Genomic DNA, 18052 nt, shown 5'->3' with positions numbered 1-18052 from the left:
CGCGATAAGGAGAGATTTGATGAGCAAGATTAACGTTACCGATGTGATTCTGCGCGATGCCCACCAGTCCCTGATCGCGACCCGCATGCGTACCGAGGATATGCTGCCTATCTGCGATAAGCTGGACAAGGTCGGGTTCTGGTCGCTGGAGGTCTGGGGCGGCGCGACGTTCGACGCCTGCGTGCGTTTCCTGAAAGAGGATCCCTGGGAGCGCCTGCGCGAACTGCGCAAGGCACTGCCGAATACCCGTCTGCAGATGTTGCTGCGCGGCCAGAACCTGCTCGGCTACCGTCATTACGCCGATGACGTGGTCGAAGCGTTCGTCGCCAAAGCCGCGGAGAACGGTATCGACGTGTTCCGCGTATTTGATGCCCTGAACGACCTGCGTAACCTCGAAGTCGCCATCAAGGCGGTGAAGAAAGCCGGCAAGCATGCCCAGGGTACCATCTGCTATACCACCAGCCCGGTACATACCGAAGCGCTGTTCGTGAAGCAGGCCCAAGCGCTCAAGGATATGGGCGCCGACTCAATCGCAATCAAGGATATGGCCGGTCTGCTGACACCCTACGCCACCTATGATCTGGTCAAGGCGATCAAAGGCGCGGTGGATCTGCCGCTGTTTATCCACAGCCACTCGACTGCGGGCCTGGCCGCCCAGTGTCAGCTCAAGGCGATCGAGGCGGGCGCCGAGCATATCGACACCGCGATCTCCTCCTTTGCCTGGGGTACCAGCCATCCGGCCACCGAGTCCCAGGTTGCCGCCCTGCGCGGTACCCAATGGGATACCGGTCTGGATCTGGAACTGCTCGGCGAGATTGCCGACTACTTCCGTGAAGTGCGCAAGAAGTACCACCAGTTCGAATCCGAGTTCACCCGCGAGGATGTCTCGGTGCAGATCAATCAGGTGCCGGGCGGCATGATGTCCAACCTGGCCAATCAGCTGAAAGAGCAGAATGCGTTGGGCCGTATCCGCGAAGTGTTCGCCGAGATTCCCGCAGTGCGCAAGGACCTGGGTTATCCGCCGCTGGTCACCCCGACCTCACAGATCGTCGGTACCCAGGCGGTATTGAACGTGCTGACCGGCGAGCGCTACAAGTCGATCACCAATGAGGTGAAGCGCTACCTGCAGGGCGGCTACGGTCATCCGCCGGCGGAAGTGGATCTGAGCTTGCGTACCAAGGCGGTGGGCAAGGAGGAGCTGATCGAGGGTCGACCCGCGGATCTGCTCAAGCCGGAGATGGCGCGTCTGCGTAAAGAGATCGGCGAGCTGGCGCTTAGCGATGAGGATGTGCTGACCTTTGCCATGTTCCAGGATATCGGTCGTCAGTTCCTCGAACAGCGCGCCGCCGGTACGTTGGAGCCGGAACTGCTGTTGCCGATCCAGAAGGCGGGCCGCAGCGTTGATGAAGGTGTCGCTACCGAGTTCAAGATCGATGTGCATGGCGAAACCTACGAGGTTGCCATCACTGGTGTCGGTGGTCACGGGAGCGGCAAGCGCCACATCTACCTGACCCTGGATGGCATGCCGGAAGAGATCCTGTTCGAGCCGCTGAACTCCTATGTCAGCGGCGGTGCGAGCGGCCGTCGTCAGGCCAGCGCGCCGGGTCATGTTACCACTGGTATGCCGGGCAACATCGTTGACGTCCTGGTGGCTGTCGGTGACAAGGTCAGTGCCGGTCAGCCGGTGTTGATTACCGAAGCGATGAAGATGGAAACCGAGATTCAGGCACCGATCGCCGGCACGATCATCGGTGTGCATGTGGCCAAGGGCGATCGCGTGACACCGGGCGAGGTCCTGATCGAGATCGAAGCCTAGTTACTTCCCCAACGAGTTTTCCCAGTTGCAATGGAGATTGGCCCCTGCCGAGGCATCGGTAGGGGTCTTTTTTATGGCCGAAATACTGTTGTTTATTTTGTTAGTATTTACTAAATTAGTAATAACTAAAATAAAGAATAACAACTGGGCGGGAGAACGAGATGGCGGATATCGTGATAGTCGGTGCCGGTGTCGGCGGTATGCCGATGGCATATGAGATGAAAGCGTTGGCGCGAGCGGAGGACAGGGTCATCGTCGTCAGCGACAAGGATTATTTTCACTTCGTACCGTCCAATCCCTGGGTCGCAGTAGATTGGCGTCAGCGCGAGGATATCGTGCTCCCCATCGACAAACCCCTGTCAAAGAAAGGAATCGAACTCGTTGTCGGTCGTGTTACTCGGGTTCTGCCCGAGGCCAACCAGCTCGAGCTGGCCGATGGCCGGACGCTTGGCTATGACCATCTTATTATCGCCACAGGTCCACGTCTGGCATTTGATGAGATCGAGGGGTTGGGGCCGCAAGGCTACACCCAGTCGATCTGCCATGTTGATCATGCCGAATCGGCGCGCGACAAATGGATGGAGTTTACCGCCAATCCCGGTCCTATCGTGGTCGGTGCGGTGCAGGGCGCATCCTGTTTTGGACCTGCCTACGAATTTGCCTTCATCATGGACAAGGACCTGCGCAATCGTAAGATACGCGACAGGGTGCCGATCACCTTTGTGACCCCAGAACCTTATATCGGCCACCTTGGCCTCGACGGTGTTGGTGACAGCAAATCCATGTTGGAGTCGGAGCTGCGTCAGCACCACATCGATTGGATCTGCAATGCCAAGGTGGAGCGTATCGAGGATGGCGTGATGCATGTCATCGAGTGTGATGATCAGGGGCAGGAGAAGAAGCGTCACGAACTGCCGTTCCACTACTCGATGATGTTACCCGCTTTTACCGGCATCGATGCAGTGCGCAACGTCGAGGGATTGGTCAATCCCAGGGGCTTTATCCTGATCGACGAGCATCAGTGCAACCCGACCCATCGCAATATCTGGGGAATAGGCGTGGCCGTTGCTATCGCGCCGAAGAAACCGACGCCGGTCCCCACCGGAGTGCCGAAGACCGGCTTTATGATCGAAAGTATGGTCACCGCCACGGCGCACAACATCCGCGCGCGTCTGGACGGAAAAGAGGCAGCAGCGGAAGCGACCTGGAACGCGGTCTGCCTGGCCGATATGGGCGATACAGGTATCGCGTTCGTGGCGATGCCGCAGATCCCGCCACGCAACGTGAACTGGATGAAAAAGGGCAAGTGGGTGCACCTGGCCAAGGTCGGGTTCGAGAAATACTTCATGCGTAAGATCAGTCACGGCAACTGTGATCCGATCTACGAAAAGATGGTGCTGAAATCCCTGGGCATCGAAAAGCTGAAGAGCTAGTGCCCGCCGTGCCGAAAGCGCCAGGCGGCAGTTGAAGCTCGACGTCCAAATTAAAGGTCGAGGCTCAGCTGTTTTATCTGTGTCTCTTCGCTCAGGCTGACGCTGATGCCGACCAGGCGAACGCGTCGGCCTGCAGCGCGTTGCCAGGCCGTGTGCAGGATGGAGTCGAGAATATCGGCGCTGATCCGGTCGGCCTGTCCTGCCGCGGTGGTTTGCTGGAAGTCGTGGAACTTGAGTTTGATCGTCAGTCCTTTGAATGGCCGGCCACGCAGGCGCTGTATCAGCTCGGGCAGCAGCCCGTTCAATACGGCGCTGCACTGGGCCTCGGTGCGCAGATCTTGCGCCAGCGTGGTTTCCACCCCGACCGATTTGCGGACGCGGGAGGGTTGTACCGGTCGCTCGTCGATACCCCGTGCCCGCTGATAGAGGCTGTGGCCGAATTTGCCGAACTTCTCCGACAGTTCGGCGAGTGACCAGGACAGAATGTCACGCCCATACTGCAGCCCCATCTGCTCCAGCTTTTCCGCCGTTCTGGGACCCACCCCGGGCAGCTTGCGCAGGGGGAGGGCGGAAACAAACTCCGCCGCTTTGTCCGGTGTAACGACATACTGGCCGTTGGGCTTGTTCTCTTCCGATGCGATTTTGGCGAGGAATTTATTCGGCGCCACCCCAGCCGAGGCAGTGAGCCCGGTTTCCGCCAGGATCTCGGCGCGAATCTGCTCCGCGATCAGCGTGGCACTCCCGTGGCAGGCCTGACATTCAGTGACATCCAGATAGGCTTCATCCAGCGACAGCGGCTCCACCAGGTCGCTGTAGCGGGCGAAGATTGCGCGGATCTGTGCCGACACCTCCTTGTACACTGACATCCGCCCCGGCAACAGGATCAGGTGTGGGCAGCGTCGTACCGCTTCGGCACTGGGCATCGCTGAGTGCACGCCATACTTGCGCGCTTCATAGCTGCAGGTGGAGATAACGCCGCGCGAGTCCGCCTTGCCGCCAACGGCGATTGCCTTGCCGCGAAGCTCCGGGTTATCGCGGATCTCCACCGATGCATAGAAGGCATCCATGTCGATATGGATGATTTTGCGCTGCATTCGAGTTTCCTGCACACCCGGATTTGGACTCGGCCCGATCATTTCTCGCAGGTATAAATTGTCGCCAAGGGTGGATAGGCCGCACGTGCGTCCCTCTGAGGAGCGGGTCAAACTCGCTTAACTGTCCTCCCAAACCTCACGCAGGGGCTCGCCGAAATCGTCGTAGATAATTTTTTTACGTGGCTTGGTTTTGTAGCTACTCTTGCGCTCCGGTTTCGCCTGCTTACGTCGGGCGTCGATCGCAGCCAGCACGTCCATGGCCGGTGTCCGCGGCTGTACCGGACGTCCATCGCTGAATGGCGGACGCAATACTGCGCCGTCGCCAAGTCCACTGGCCCCGGGGCGGACACGTTTTATCTCGCCGCCATCCTGCACGTACTCCTGTACCTGCTTCTCGAGTTCGCGGCGGATATCGGCTTTGGTCTGGCGCTTGTTCATCGATTAATTATGCATGAACTGACCCCAGGCGTGCACGCCTCCAGCGGCAGAACCTCGGCGCCCAAGCAGGCCAGTATCCCGCGAGCAGCTATATGCAGTTAAAATGTCGTTTTATAGTGACGAAATCGACTAGTATTGACTTGAGTCAACTCGCCGTATGTTGATGGATCTACTGCTACTCTAGTATGGACGGCTCTAATGGAAGGGGTTGTATCGGTGGACCATCGGGTAAGCAAAAGTAGCGGAAGGCTCTGTGGCCTGTTTGCAATAGCCGTTGTTGTGAGCATATCGATGGTCTGGATCATGAGTGACGAATTGGTCGTCAATCTCATGAGCACACTCTCCATGCTGCTGTTAACGTTGATCGGCTGTTTCCAGTTAAGACACCAGCGTCAGCTTGTCATCGACGCCCGTCAGGACAGGTTGACGCGAGGCTGTCGAGACCTGCCCTATATCGGTGTATCGCTGATCGATCTGCAGGATGACCGCTGGTACTGGAACAACGAAACACTGGGTCAGTTCCTGGGCACCGATCCGCAGTCACTGTCATGGGACGTTTTCATGACGACCCTCTGCGCACAGGAGCGTGAGAGGGCTGAGGAGATCTATCGCCGTTTCAAGAGTGGCGATGGGGGGCATGTTCATACCGAGCACCCTATTACGCGGTTAAACGACGGTGCCAATCGATGGCTGGAGATCGACCTGCATCGGGTGACCGATCTGGATGGCCAGTGTTACCTGTTGGCGATGACACATGACATTACCGAGCAGCGGCAAGCGATCATCTCGCTGCAGCGCCAGCGCGACCTCTACGAAACCCTTTCCCAGACCAACAAGATCATCGTTCGCTCCCGTGATTCTCAGACGATGCTTGATGAGATCTGTGCCGTCGCAGTGAAGCATGCGCAACTGAATCACGCCTGGATAGGGCGTATCGTCGATGGGAAACTCAGACCCGTCGCCTGTTCCAGCGATGACCTTCCGCTACTGCAGAAGGTGTTCGACGGAATCGACCATCTCGATGAATCCTCACCAACGCGTTCAACGCTGCGCGAGGGGCGTGTCAGCGTATGCAATGATGCCGGTGAAAACACCTGGAACCCGTTTACCCGAGAGCTGGCGGGTTCTGCGAAGATAGCCTCTATCGCCGCGTTTCCGCTGCGCCGGGATGGAGTTCTGGTCGGTAATCTGACGCTCTATTCGAACGAGCCGGGTTTCTTCGACTCGCTGGTATTGCGCACACTGGCCGAGATCGCCGGTGATATCGGCTACGCGCTCGGCAATATCAAGCGCCAGCAGAGGATGGAAACGGGGCGCCAGATCATCGAATCAAGTCCGGTTGTGATACTACGTTGGTCGGCGCAGACACCCCATCACCTGCTCTTTGCCAGTGAAAATATTCAGCGCTGGGGATACAGCGCTGTGGACTTGCACGATACCTCGGTGATGCAACTGGTGGCCAAGGAGGACCGGCAGCGCGTCGAGGCTTTGATCGAGAGGATGGTGTCCGGTGGTAGGCATCTCAGTCAAAATCGTTTTCGCATCCTGACCGGAGAGGGGGAGACGCGTTGGGTCGAGGCGCAGATTGTCTGGCATGGCCCGTCTGACCAGGCCGCCGGTATGGAAGCGGTGGTGCGAGATGTTCACGCGCGCAAGCAGCATGAGGATCGACTGAATCTTGCTGCTGCGGTGTTTCGCAGCACAAGGGAAGGGGTGGTAATCACCGACGGGCAGCAGCGTATACTCGAGGTCAATCCGGCGTTCACTGCGCTGCTGGGATACGACCCGGTGGAGGTGGTTGGGAAAACACCGCAACTGTTCAGCTCCGGGCGTCACGATCCCGAGTTCTACAAGGCGATGTGGCAGGCGTTGGACCAGCAAGGGTACTGGCAGGGCGAGATCTGGAATCGCCGCCGTGACGGGCAGTTGATTCCCGAGCTGCTCAGTATCACGCGGGTCGATGATCCTGACGGCGGTGAGCGCCGTTATGTGGGTGTTTTCGCTGACATAAGTGAGTTGAAACGCTCCAGTGAGCGGATCGACTACCTGGCGCATACCGATGCCGTAACGGAGCTGCCGAATCGCACCGAGCTGCTGACCATGCTGGATCAGGCGTTGAAGATCAGCCGACGCCACTCGAGCGCGGTTGCGCTGCTCATACTGGATCTGGATCACTTCAAGGATATCAACGACAGCTATGGCCATGGCATCGGTGACGAGTTGCTCAAACAGGTTGCGACCCGTTTGCGTGCACACCTGCGCGCCAGCGACTCATTGGCGAGGCTGGGGGGCGATGAGTTTGCGGTATTGCTGACGGAGCTGGCACGACCGCTTGATGCCGCCGATATAGCCCGCGAGCTGATCGCACTGATTTCGGAGCCTTTCCGGCTCAGTAACGGTATGGAGATACAGTCGGGCGTCAGCATCGGCATCAGCGTTACCGCAGATGGGGACATCGTCGATACGCTGGAGATGCTCAAACAGGCGGATGCGGCACTCTATCGCGCCAAGTCTCTGGGAAGAGGCTCCTTCAGCTTCTACGTGAAAGAGCTCTCCGACCGGGCGACTCACCGCGTCGAGATGGAGATGCGCCTGCGCCGGGCGATTGAAATGGGACAATTGGAGGTCTTCTATCAACCCCAGGTGGAGATCGCGAGCGGGCGGATTATCGGTGCAGAGGCCCTGCTGCGCTGGCGCGACGACGAGCGGGGATATATTCCGCCGGATCAGTTCATTCCCTTGGCCGAACAGTCAGAGTTGATCGTCAAACTGTCGAACTGGGTGCTAGAGCAGGTGTCCCGGCAGGGGCGGCTTTGGTTGGATCAGGGCTACGCCCCCTTGCGCCTCGCGGTAAACCTGTCGCCCAATCAACTGCGCAATGCCGAGCTGATTCAGCATATCGATACCACCCTCCAAGCGACGGGCTTTCCCGCAGAACAGCTGGAGCTGGAACTTACGGAAGGGACATTGATGCATGATCCCGAGCAGGCTGCTGAGCGATTGAATCAGTTGCGCAAGTTGGGTATCTCGATCTCGTTGGATGATTTCGGTACCGGCTACTCCTCGCTGGCCTATCTTAAACGCTTCCCACTGTCGGTGCTGAAGATCGACAAATCCTTTACCCGTGGGCTGCCGCAGGATCTGGAGGATTGCGCGATCTCCCGTACCGTGGTGGCGATGGGTCATGCGCTCGGTATGACGGTCCTGGCCGAGGGGGTGGAAACCCAGGAACAGTTGGAGTATCTGCGTGACCTGGGCTGCGATGTCTATCAGGGATATCTGTGCAGTCCAGCTGTGCCGGCGAAGCAGTTCGTTGAACTGCTGTCGCCGAATGACAAGCGTTGAAATTGAATCAGGACGATTGCGCCAACTGCTCTAAGCGGGCCAAGTGGTTATTCAGACTGTCGCCGTCCAGGAAACTGGAGGTCAGGCTGTTGCGGGCCAGTTGAACAGCTTGCTCTCTGGTCATCCCCAGTGCATCGCGCACGGCCAGGTAGTTGTCCAACAGATAGCCGCCAAAGTAGGCCGGGTCGTCCGAGTTGATGGTGACGCGCATGCCCCGCTCGAGCAGCTGCATGATGTTGTGCTCCGACATGTCGGAAAACACCTTCAACCGGGTGTTGGACAGGGGGCAGACGGTCAGCGGGGTCTGCTGATCGATAAGTCGCTGCACCAGTACCGGATCGTCACTGCAGCGCACCCCGTGATCGATCCGCACCACCTTCAACAGATCGAGCGCCTGCGCAATATAGTCGGCAGGTCCCTCCTCACCGGCATGAGCCACTGCTTTCAAGCCCAGGGCCCTGGCCTGGTCGAATACCCGTTGAAACTTCTCCGGCGGATTGCCTTTTTCCGAACTGTCCAGGCCTACCGCGACGAAGTGCTCGCGCCAGGGTAGAGCCTGCTGCAGGGTAACCACCGCATCCTCTTCGCTCAGGTGGCGTAGAAAACTGAGGATCAGGCAACTGGTGATCCCCCAGCGCTCCTTGCCGTCGGCGAGCGCCCGCAGGATGCCGCGGAACTGGGTTGCCATGGTAACGGCACGGGCGGTGTGGGTTTGAGGGTCGAAAAAAGGCTCCACATGCACCACGCCATCCCGAGCACAGCGCTCAAGATAGGCCAGGGTCAGATCGTAGAAGTCCTGTTCGGTCTGTAAAACTGCGGCACCCTGATAGTAGAGATTGAGGAAATCCTGGAGATTACCGAACTCATAGGCGCTACGCAGTGCGTCGACGCTGTCATAGGGCAGGGGCATGCCGTTGCGCTGTGCAAGCGCAAACATCAGTTCCGGCTCCAGGGTACCTTCCAGGTGCAGATGCAGCTCTGCTTTGGGCAGGGTGCGCAACAATTCAGTATCGATATTGTCCATCGTCATCTCTCCGCCGATACAGCAAGGCACTTGCTTGTGATTATTTTCAGTTTATAGCAGTGTGGCTTGAATGCGGTATCGGACCTGTCCTAAAGGCCGTGTTTTTCTTAGCTTACATTATGTAAGATGACTTCAATACAAACGTTTAAACAATAACTTATGTGAATGGTGAGCGGGAGCATAGGCCCACCCTAAGGAGCGTCGTGTACTCCGGCAAGTTGCGCACAATTGGATCGATCTTCGCACTGGCGCTGGCTTACCTGCTCGCGGCCTTTCTGATTACCGGGCAAGGGATGCACCAACAGATCATGCCATTCTGGGCACCTGCCGGGATTGCGTTGGGGGCAGTATTGCGTTTCGGGCCAGCCGTTCTGCCCGGCGTCCTGCTTGGGAGCCTCGGTTTCAACCTGTGGATCCCCCTGACCTGGAACGAATCTCTGACCCTGTCCAATGTGCTCACCGCTCTCGCTATCGGTTCCGGGGCGATGGTTCAGGCCGGTGTCGCCGGTGCCCTTATCCACCGTTTCAAAGCCTATCCGCTGACGCCGGAAAGCGGGCGATCACTGCTGACCTATGCGCTGATCGCCGGGCCGATAAGCTGCCTTATCAACTCCACCCTTGGAACCTCAGTCGTCTATTTCGTCAATGATGCCGGGGGCAGTGCCGGCTTCTTCAAAGACTGGCTGCTCTGGTGGGGAGGCGACAGTTTCGGCGCCATCGTATTGGCGCCAGTCGTGTTGGCGCTGCTGCCCGAGCGTAAGGTCGATAAGATGCGGCGCTGGCCTATGGTGATCAGGCTGGTCGGCATTGTCGGCCTGGTACTGCTGCTGAACCATCTGCTGATGCTGCGCCTGGACAGCCAGTTGAGACGTGACTTCCAGCGCGATACCCGGTTGGTTGAAGCCCACCTGTTCTCCGCAATACAGAAGAACTTCGCTGATCTTGCTTACCTGGGACAACGCTTTTCCGAGCCTGGCGGAATGACGCCGGAGCAGTTCCGTGACCGCGTGGCGCAACTCACCGCCGAAAATCCCAGTGTCAGGGCCTACTCCTGGGATCCGGTGATTCAGGTTGAACAGCGTGCGGCGTTCGAACGCGCCACGGCAGAGATGTTGGGCGAGCCGGGTTACGCGATCTATGGCGAGTCGTTATTGGCCGAGGATCCGTTAATTCCGGTGCAGATGGTGGAGCCTCGCGCACTGAACCGCAAAGCGCTGGGGTTCAATCTGCTCTCGCTCGGTGACCGGCGTCGCTCCGTTATTCTGGCGCAGAGTAGCGGGCAGCCGGTGGTCACAGAGGTGCTGAACCTGACTCAGGCGCCGGATCAGCCGGGCTTTCTGATCCTGCATCCGGTGTATCGTTTGATCGGAGAGTACGGCCCTCTGCATCGACAGCGGGAGCTGGCGGGGTTCATGGTCGGTGTGTTCACCGTATCGCAGCTGCTCAGCGGATCGCTGGAAGGAGCGGAGATCAACGATATTCGTCTCCGGCTGACCGAGCAGGACGCGACTATGCCGTTCTTCTCCGATTTTCCCAAAGAGGGCTTGGATGCTCTGATCGGTCGCTTCGAGCTTCGGGTCGGTCAGCGAAACTGGCAGGTGGAAGCGATGCCGGGTCCCGACTACATGGCGGGTAACCCCTCGGGCAATGCCACCGATATGCAGCTGTTGCTGGTATTGAGCGCCGCGATCAGTACGTTGTTGGTGCTGTCGATGCACGATCGGGAGCGGATCCTGATGGATGAAGTGGATCGGCAAACCCGCTCGCTGGCCTACCAGGCCAGGCATGACGACCTGACCGGCTTGCCCAATCGCAGCCACCTGATTGAAACGATCCGCAAGCGGGTGGAAGATCCTGAGGTCAGGCCGTTCTCGGTCCTGTTCATCGACCTCGACCGGTTCAAGCTGATCAACGACAGCCTCGGCCACCAGGCGGGGGACCGTATGTTGCAGAAGTTGGCGCAGTTGCTGGTGGCGCGCCTGCCCAAGGACAGCCTGCTGTTCCGCATGGGCGGCGATGAGTTCATCCTGCTGGTCGAAGGGGATGTGCAGCGAGCCAGTATCGAGGCGGACCGGGTGTTGATCGCGACGACGCTGCCACTGGATATCGACGACGTGCGGGTACAGATCACCGCCAGTATCGGTATCAGCCACTACCCCGATCATGGCGAGGATCTCGGTATGTTGATCAAGCATGCTGATACCGCGATGTACCGAGCCAAGGCGCAGGGCAAAAATCGCTATGTAGTCTACAGCGAAGAGTTTTCCGACCAGGCGTTCCACTCCTTCTCGCTGGAGCAGGACCTGCGTGTCGCGCTGGATGAGCGCCAGTTGGTGTTGCACTATCAACCGCAGTTCGACCTGGAAACGATGAGCCTGGTGGGCACCGAGGCGCTGGTGCGCTGGAACCATCCGACACGGGGTTTACTGGCCCCCGGGCACTTCATCGAGATGGCCGAGGAGACGCAGCTGATCATTCCGCTGGGCTGGCAGGTGATCGAGCTGGTGTGCGATCAAATGAAGCTCTGGGAGCAGCGGGGGATTACACCGCCGCAGGTGGCGATCAACATTTCGCCCCAGCAACTGCTGCAGATCGACTTTGTCGAGAAGCTCAATAAACTGGTCGATGGCCGTGGCGTGGCGAGAACCAGTATCGAGCTGGAGATCACCGAGCTGATGATCATGCAGGATCCCGATCTGGCGATGATGCAGCTGCATCGGTTGAGAGAGTCCGGCTACCGTATCGCGCTGGATGACTTCGGCACCGGCTACTCGTCCCTTGATCGACTGAAGTACCTGCCGCTGGACCGACTCAAGATCGATCAGGCGTTCACCCGCGATATCGGCAAGAATCCGAAAGACGAAGCGGTGATTCTGACCATCATCGCGCTGGGCCGTAGCCTGGGCATCGAGGTGCTGGCCGAAGGGGTGGAAACCGAGAGCCAGCTGCGCTTCCTCAGTGATCATGCCTGCAACAGCGTACAGGGTTACCTGCTGGGTCGGCCCATTCCGGCCGAGGAGCTTTGCATCGGCGTCTGATCCCGTTGTTGCTGGCGGAATTCGCGTGGTGACTGGCCGCTGAGGCGGCGGAAGAAGCGGGTGAAATAGGCCGGATCGGCGAAGCCCAGCTGATAGGCGATCTCGCTGACCCTCAGTGCGGTGTAGATCAGGTAGCGGCGGGCTTCCAGAACGATACGCTCATGCATGATCTGCAATGCATGACGCCCGGTCAGCTCGCGGCACAACTGGTTCAGGTAGGGGGCGGTGATACCCAACTCCCTGGCATAACTCTCCACCGTACGCTGCATCACATAGTCCTGATTGACCAGATCCAGGAACTGCTGCAGATGCTCCTGTCCGCGGTGCCTGTGCGGTTGCTCGCCGACCTGGCCTGGCTGCAATCGGGCGATGTTGATCGCCAGCAGATCGATCAATGACTGCAGTGCCTGATCCCGATCCTTGTCCGGCGTGCGTCGGTACTCCTGCAACAGCATATCCATCAGCTGCTCAATCAGAGGCTCCTCGGACAGGAGCCTGACCAGCGCGGTTTGCACCAGCGCGCCGCCCGGTTGCCCAGAGCGCTCGAGACGGGTTGTTGCCACCGACAACACGGTGCCCGCCACATCCGGAGACCAGCGAAAGTCGTGCACACTCATCTGCGAGATAAGAATCAGCATCGGTGCCTTTACTTGCAGAGTCTGGCCATCAATATTCGCCTCACCCGAGCCGGCGCGCAGATAGAACACCTGCGTTATACCGGGATGGCGGTGGGGCCGGATCTTGAAATGGTGCTCGCGCGAGCGGGTGATCAGCGCTTCGCAATGCAGATAGTCAGGCGTCTGTTGCCAGCTCTGCTCGCCATAAAGTTGCACCGTCGGTATCGACTGCTCTTTCCGCATCATCCTGTCCTGTTGCATTTATCTTCGAAATGTACAGTTTTTTAATCCTAATGTCCCTTCATCAAAAAGGGGTTTGTTTACAGAATGGCACTTACGCAAGCACCGGTATCGTCCGGTGTGGATAACGATAACAAGCAGGAGGTAAGTGCATCATGGTCTGGAACCGGCATGAATACGATGACATTCCCGGCACCTATGTATTTGACGGAAAACGGGCAAATTCAGGTTACGCTTTGAATCGCATGGCGTTTTCTTTCAATTCCGAGGCGAATCGCAAAGAGTTCGCGGCTGATATGGATGCTTATTGCCGTAAGTATGGGCTCAGCGACGAACAGCGTGAAGCAGTGCTCAATGGTGAATTTCTCAAGCTGTTACACCTTGGCTGCAATGTCTATTACCTGGCGAAGATTGCCGTTTTTCACGGTTTAAATGTGCAAGACGCCGGTGCCGCTTTCCAGGGTATTACAGCGGATCAATTCAGGCAGAAGCTGCTCGACCAGTCGACTGGGTTCCAGGATCGTCTGCAGCAGGAGGGGGGATACTGGCATGGCTAAGATCATTGGTGGACTGACGACATCACATATTCCGGCTGTGGGTAATGCGATGGCGAGCAAGCTGGAGCAGGACCCGTACTGGAAGCGCTTTTTTGATGGTTACGAGCCGGTCAAGCAGTGGCTGGACGAGGTCAAACCGGACCTGGCGATCATCGTCTACAACGACCACGGCTTGAATTTCTTCCTCGACAAGGTGCCGACCTTTGCCCTCGGTTGTGCCGACAGCTACCAGAACGCCGATGAGGGTTGGGGGATTCCAGCCAGCGCTGATGTACCGGGCGATGCGCAGTTCTCCTGGCACCTGGCTGAGTCGCTGATCCGTCAGGAGTTCGATATGACTACCTGCCAGGAGATGCTGGTTGACCACGGCTTCATGGTGCCGATGAACCTGTTCTGGCGTCAGCATGAACACTGGCCTTTGAAGGCGATACCGCTGGCGGTGAATACGGTACAACACCCGCTGACCAGTGCTGCGCGCTGCTACAAGCTGGGCAAGGCGCTGCGTAAGGCGGTGGAATCCTACCCGGAAGATATGAAAGTGGTGGTGATCGGCACCGGCGGCCTGTCGCACCAGTTGCAGGGGGAGCGGGCCGGCATCATCGATGTGGATTTCGACCTCAAATGCATCGACAAGATCATCAATGATCCGCAGTGGATGGCCGAGCTGTCCAACGACTACATCATGGAGAAGGCGGGCACCGAAGGGATAGAGGTGATCATGTGGATGGTGATGCGCGGCGCGCTGGCCGACAAGGTGGATGTGCTGCACAAGCACTATCACGCACCGATCTCCAATACCGGTGCCGGTGTATTGCTGCTGACAGACGCTCAGTCCTGAGCGGACCTACCCCTAGGGGGAACTACCCGGCGCCTTCGGGCGCCGGGACCGCTTTCTCGGGCAGTCCGTCGTGCGCACTCTAGGCCGCTAAGGCTGACTTCCTCGTCCCGTAGACGACTCCGGGATCAACTCTCGGCCACTGAGGTAACGTCGACCGATACCTCGAGCGTCTGCGCGCTGCCGCCATCGAAGATCACCCCGCGCAGCGGTGTAACGTCGCCATAGTCCCGTCCCAGCGCTGTGGTGATGTGCTGCTCGGCCGGGATATTGTCATTGGTGGGGTCGAACTCGAACCAGCCCTCGCCTGGGGAGTAAACCGCGAACCAGGCGTGCGAAGCATCGGAGCCTACCAGCTTCTGTTGTCCCGGAGGTGGCAGGGTTTCCAGATAGCCGCTGACATAGCGGGCTGCGAAGCCGAGCGAGCGCAGGCAGGCGATCGCCAGATGGGCAAAATCCTGACAGACGCCGCGACGATGTTCGAGTACCTCGTTCAGTGGCGTGGCCACCGTGCTGAAGCCAGGGTCGTACTTGAACTCCTGGTAGATGCGGCTGGTCAGCTCGCGTACGGCAGACAACAGTGGTCGCTCGTCGTCAAACGAGGGCAGTGCGTAATCATATATCGCCTGGTTGCGGCGAATCATCGGCGAGTCGAGACAGAACTCACGGGCCAGCAGCGTCTCCTCATCCACGGCTGCCTGCATCAACTCTCTGGCGCGGGCGCAGCTGTTGCCGATATCCAGGTCGAAATTCAGCGTTGGCTGAAGTACGCGGATCTGGCTGGTGACATCGATCTCCAGCCGGCGATGGGGCTCCTGAATCGAGAAGTAGTAGAACAGATTCGAGTAGAAGTCCTCGCGGCGCACGCTGTACACCGGCGTAGGGGTGATCCGGATCTGTGTACTCAGGCATTGCTGGCGGTTGGTATCACGCGGCAGCAGGTGGGCACGGTTGTAACACAGACTGACCGGCGTTTCGTACTCGTAGCGGGTGACGTGGCGTATACGGTAGATCATGGCTCCTCGCTCCACCCGGTCTGTACCAACTGTTGCGGGCCGCTGCGATGATCGAAGTAGCGATCGGAGATCGCGTTGGCGGCGGTGCAGAGCAGGGTCTGAATGCGTGCCAGGCGTTCATCCAGCGCCTCGCGTACCCCCTCGTCATCGCTGTTCGCCAACTCATCCGGACGGCTCAGCTGTACCAGGGTCAGCGCCTCGAGAACGCTACGATGCTCGTCGGACAGTACCGGCGAGCGTTCCCGGCTCTGCAACTGCTCGATATGCTGGCGTAACAGATCGATCTGGTAGTGCAGGGAACGGGGGTTGGTTTTGTCCAGCATAATCAGGGTCAGACCGTGATTGAGCATCGGTCGGGTTCGGTAGCGGCGGCGATAGGTGATCAACACCTCTGTGGTGAGCAGTACGGTCTCCACCACCTGCTCCTGGTCGGAGTCATCAAGCACCGGTACCAGCAGTGAGCGCAACAGTGCGGTACTTTGCAGCGTGCGCTCCAGGCGTCGCCCCATCTCCAGGAAACGCCAGCCAAATCCGCGAATCATACTCTCCTGCGTCAAACCCGACAGGGCGAGCAGGGTGGTAACCAGGGGGTCGAGAGCCTCTTCGGGGGCGGCCGCCAGACCGCTGCCGAGAAACTGCGGCAGTGACTCCAGCTCATCGCGCAGGTCATTGATCACCCGATGGGTGTCGGCGGAGAGCATCTCCTTGGTCTCTTCGCTGCAGTTCAGCATCGCCTGCAGGTTGGAGGTGATACCCCCGGCACGGCTGGGCTCCAGGATCACCGACAGCAGCTCGTTTTCCGGCTGATCCAGCGGCGCATCCTCGGCAGTGAAGCCGGGATAGGTGGTGGTCACCTGGGTCACCGCCTTCAGCAGCAGGTCGCGCACCGCTTCGGGCAGCGGAGCGGGGCTGTTGAGCTGAATGAATACGGTACGCATCAGCCGCATGGCCGCTTCGGCGCGCTCGCTGTAGCGGCCGAGCCAGAACAGGTTCTCTACTACGCGGCTGGGCAGGTCGCTGGTCTGGTCTTCACGGTAACTGGGCTGACGCTCGTCGAAGAAGCTGACCCGGCGCTGGGGTTCGGACGCCAGTACCCAGGTATCTTTGCTGGTGGCGCCGAGCTGGTTGCTGACGATCGCCTGCTCGGTGCTGCTGGCGACCCGGGTAAGCCCTCCGGGCATGACGCTGTAGGCGCTCTGGTCGGCAACGGCGAAGCTGCGCAGCACCGTGGCTCGCGGCAGCAACTCCTGCTGCTGCCAGGAGGGCGAGCTCCCCGGCAGGTTGGTCTGTTGCGCTACGTAGTGGATAGGGTCGTCACAGATCCTGCGTTTCACCTCGTCCAGCTCCTCGGGTGTGAGGTCGGCACAGTACACGCTGTGCTCGCCGCTGCGCCGGGTAGTGGGCTTGACGATCAGTTTATTCAGGTTGGCCAACACGTAATCACGGTCATCCGGGTCACCGAGCCACCAGGTCTGGGTTGACTGCAGGGCGAGATCGTGGCCGAGGAAAAATTCGGCGATCTGGGGCAGAAACTTAAGCAGTGCCGGGTTTTCCAGCACACCGGAACCGAGCGGGTTGGCGATCACCACATTACCGGCACGGGCGACCTCGAGCAGGCCGGGCACGCCCAGGTGGGAGTCGGAGCGCAGTTCCACCGGATCGCACCAGGTGTCATCCACACGGCGCAGGATGATATCGACCCGGTGCAGACCGTCGAGCGACTTCATCCACACGTAGCCGTTGCGAACGGTCAGGTCTCCGCCCTGGACCAGGGAGTAGCCCAGATAGTTGGCCAGGTAGGTGTGTTCAAAATAGGTTTCGCTATAGGCGCCGGGGGTCAGGATCACCACCCGCGGCGAGTCGCCGTTGGGTGACAGCGACGCCATCTTGCGGCGCAGCGCCTGGAAGAACAGGGACAGGCGGTGTACCTGGCTGTCGCGGAACAGGCTGGGTAGCACGCGCGACATGACGCTGCGGTTTTCCAGCGCGTAGCCGGCGCCGCTGGGTGCCTGGGTCCGGTCGCCAATCACAACCATGTTGCCGTCGGTGCCGCGCACCATGTCGACGGCGTGCAGCACCAACTGTTTTTCGCCGGGAATCTGCACCCCCTGACAGGCGCGCAGGAACCCTTGATTGGAGTAGATCAGCTCCGGTGGCAGGACGCGATGACGAATCAGTTCGCGGGGACCGTACAGGTCCTTGAGTACCAGGTCGAGCAGTTCGGCGCGCTCGATCAAGCCCGCCTCGATCCGACTCCACTCCTCGCTGTCGATCAGCAACGGTACCGGGTCCAGTCCCCAGGTACGGCTGCCGAGGCCAGCTGTGGCGATGTTGTAGGTCGCACCGTCATCACGCAGAATGCGCTGGGCTTTACGTTGGCGCTCCCTTAGACCGTCCGCTCCCAGGCTGCCTAGACCATCCAGCAGGTAGCGCCAGTGCTGCCGTGTATCACCGTTGGCCCCGTACACCTCGTCATAAAAGGTGTCGGGGCGCGGGTAGTTCAGCACCATTTCCGGCGTATCGGCACTCAGTTGCGTTGCCACGTGATCTACTCAACTCTCTTGCGCTATGAAGGACCCGCTTTCGCGGGCGTCAATCA

General features: G+C 59.2%; 12 protein-coding genes. 6 read left to right on the top strand and 6 right to left on the bottom strand.

All coding sequences use genetic code 11. The features are described from left to right. Window positions 1–19 precede the first annotated feature (19 nt). Both oadA and IEX40_RS04965 read left to right on the top strand, forming a co-directional pair. A complete protein-coding gene (oadA, locus tag IEX40_RS04970) occupies window positions 20–1816 on the top strand; it encodes a sodium-extruding oxaloacetate decarboxylase subunit alpha (protein ID WP_188746011.1) in 1797 nt (598 codons plus the stop codon). A 161-nt stretch (window positions 1817–1977) separates the two neighbouring features. Then, window positions 1978–3249: an NAD(P)/FAD-dependent oxidoreductase gene (locus IEX40_RS04965; RefSeq protein WP_188746010.1), complete on the top strand. Its 1272-nt coding sequence runs from the start codon at window positions 1978–1980 to the stop codon at window positions 3247–3249. Between the two features lie 50 nt (window positions 3250–3299). Here IEX40_RS04965 and dinB read toward each other — a convergent pair whose 3' ends face one another. Next, window positions 3300–4343, bottom strand: coding sequence for a DNA polymerase IV (gene dinB, locus IEX40_RS04960; RefSeq protein WP_188746009.1), 1044 nt, complete (start codon window positions 4341–4343; stop codon window positions 3300–3302). A gap of 117 nt (window positions 4344–4460) precedes the next feature. Further along, window positions 4461–4781: a hypothetical protein gene (locus IEX40_RS04955; RefSeq protein WP_188746008.1), complete on the bottom strand. Its 321-nt coding sequence runs from the start codon at window positions 4779–4781 to the stop codon at window positions 4461–4463. A gap of 303 nt (window positions 4782–5084) precedes the next feature. Between IEX40_RS04955 and IEX40_RS04950 the strand changes: the two genes are divergently transcribed. After that, entirely contained in the window at window positions 5085–8126 is a 3042-nt protein-coding gene (locus IEX40_RS04950) for an EAL domain-containing protein (protein ID WP_188746007.1), read from the top strand. A 7-nt stretch (window positions 8127–8133) separates the two neighbouring features. Here the strand turns inward: IEX40_RS04950 and IEX40_RS04945 are convergent, their stop codons facing one another. Next, window positions 8134–9150 (bottom strand): adenosine deaminase, encoded by a 1017-nt coding sequence (locus IEX40_RS04945; RefSeq protein WP_188746006.1) that lies wholly within the window; start codon window positions 9148–9150, stop codon window positions 8134–8136. Window positions 9151–9353: 203 nt separating this feature from the next. Between IEX40_RS04945 and IEX40_RS04940 the strand changes: the two genes are divergently transcribed. After that, window positions 9354–12188 carry a bifunctional diguanylate cyclase/phosphodiesterase gene (locus tag IEX40_RS04940; protein WP_188746005.1) on the top strand — a complete coding sequence of 945 codons (2835 nt, stop codon included), beginning with the start codon at window positions 9354–9356 and terminating at the stop codon, window positions 12186–12188. Here the strand turns inward: IEX40_RS04940 and IEX40_RS04935 are convergent. Then, window positions 12137–13048, bottom strand: coding sequence for a helix-turn-helix domain-containing protein (locus tag IEX40_RS04935; RefSeq protein WP_188746004.1), 912 nt, complete (start codon window positions 13046–13048; stop codon window positions 12137–12139). The genes IEX40_RS04940 and IEX40_RS04935 overlap by 52 nt on opposite strands. 152 nt (window positions 13049–13200) lie before the next feature. Between IEX40_RS04935 and IEX40_RS04930 the strand changes: the two genes are divergently transcribed. Continuing rightward, window positions 13201–13602 carry a protocatechuate 3,4-dioxygenase gene (locus IEX40_RS04930; protein ID WP_188746003.1) on the top strand — a complete coding sequence of 134 codons (402 nt, stop codon included), beginning with the start codon at window positions 13201–13203 and terminating at the stop codon, window positions 13600–13602. Beyond that, window positions 13595–14440, top strand: a complete 846-nt coding sequence (locus IEX40_RS04925) for a class III extradiol dioxygenase family protein (protein ID WP_188746002.1) — start codon at window positions 13595–13597, stop codon at window positions 14438–14440. Before IEX40_RS04930 ends, IEX40_RS04925 begins: the two co-directional genes overlap by 8 nt. A gap of 125 nt (window positions 14441–14565) precedes the next feature. Here the strand turns inward: IEX40_RS04925 and IEX40_RS04920 are convergent, their stop codons facing one another. Both IEX40_RS04920 and IEX40_RS04915 read right to left on the bottom strand, forming a co-directional pair. After that, the gene (locus tag IEX40_RS04920) at window positions 14566–15453 is read right to left on the bottom strand and encodes a transglutaminase family protein (RefSeq protein WP_188746001.1); all 888 of its coding nucleotides are present in this window, start codon (window positions 15451–15453) and stop codon (window positions 14566–14568) included. Beyond that, complete coding sequence (locus tag IEX40_RS04915) at window positions 15450–17996, bottom strand: circularly permuted type 2 ATP-grasp protein (RefSeq protein WP_229680590.1); 2547 nt, start codon at window positions 17994–17996, stop codon at window positions 15450–15452. The genes IEX40_RS04920 and IEX40_RS04915 overlap by 4 nt, the downstream gene beginning before the upstream one ends. Window positions 17997–18052 lie beyond the last annotated feature (56 nt).

The organism is Marinobacterium zhoushanense (assembly GCF_014641945.1).
In the GTDB taxonomy this organism is placed as follows: Bacteria; Pseudomonadota; Gammaproteobacteria; order Pseudomonadales; family Balneatricaceae; genus Marinobacterium_D; species Marinobacterium_D zhoushanense.
The sequence above is the reverse complement of the archived record's forward strand: the minus strand, read 5'-3'. Positions and strand labels throughout refer to the sequence as shown.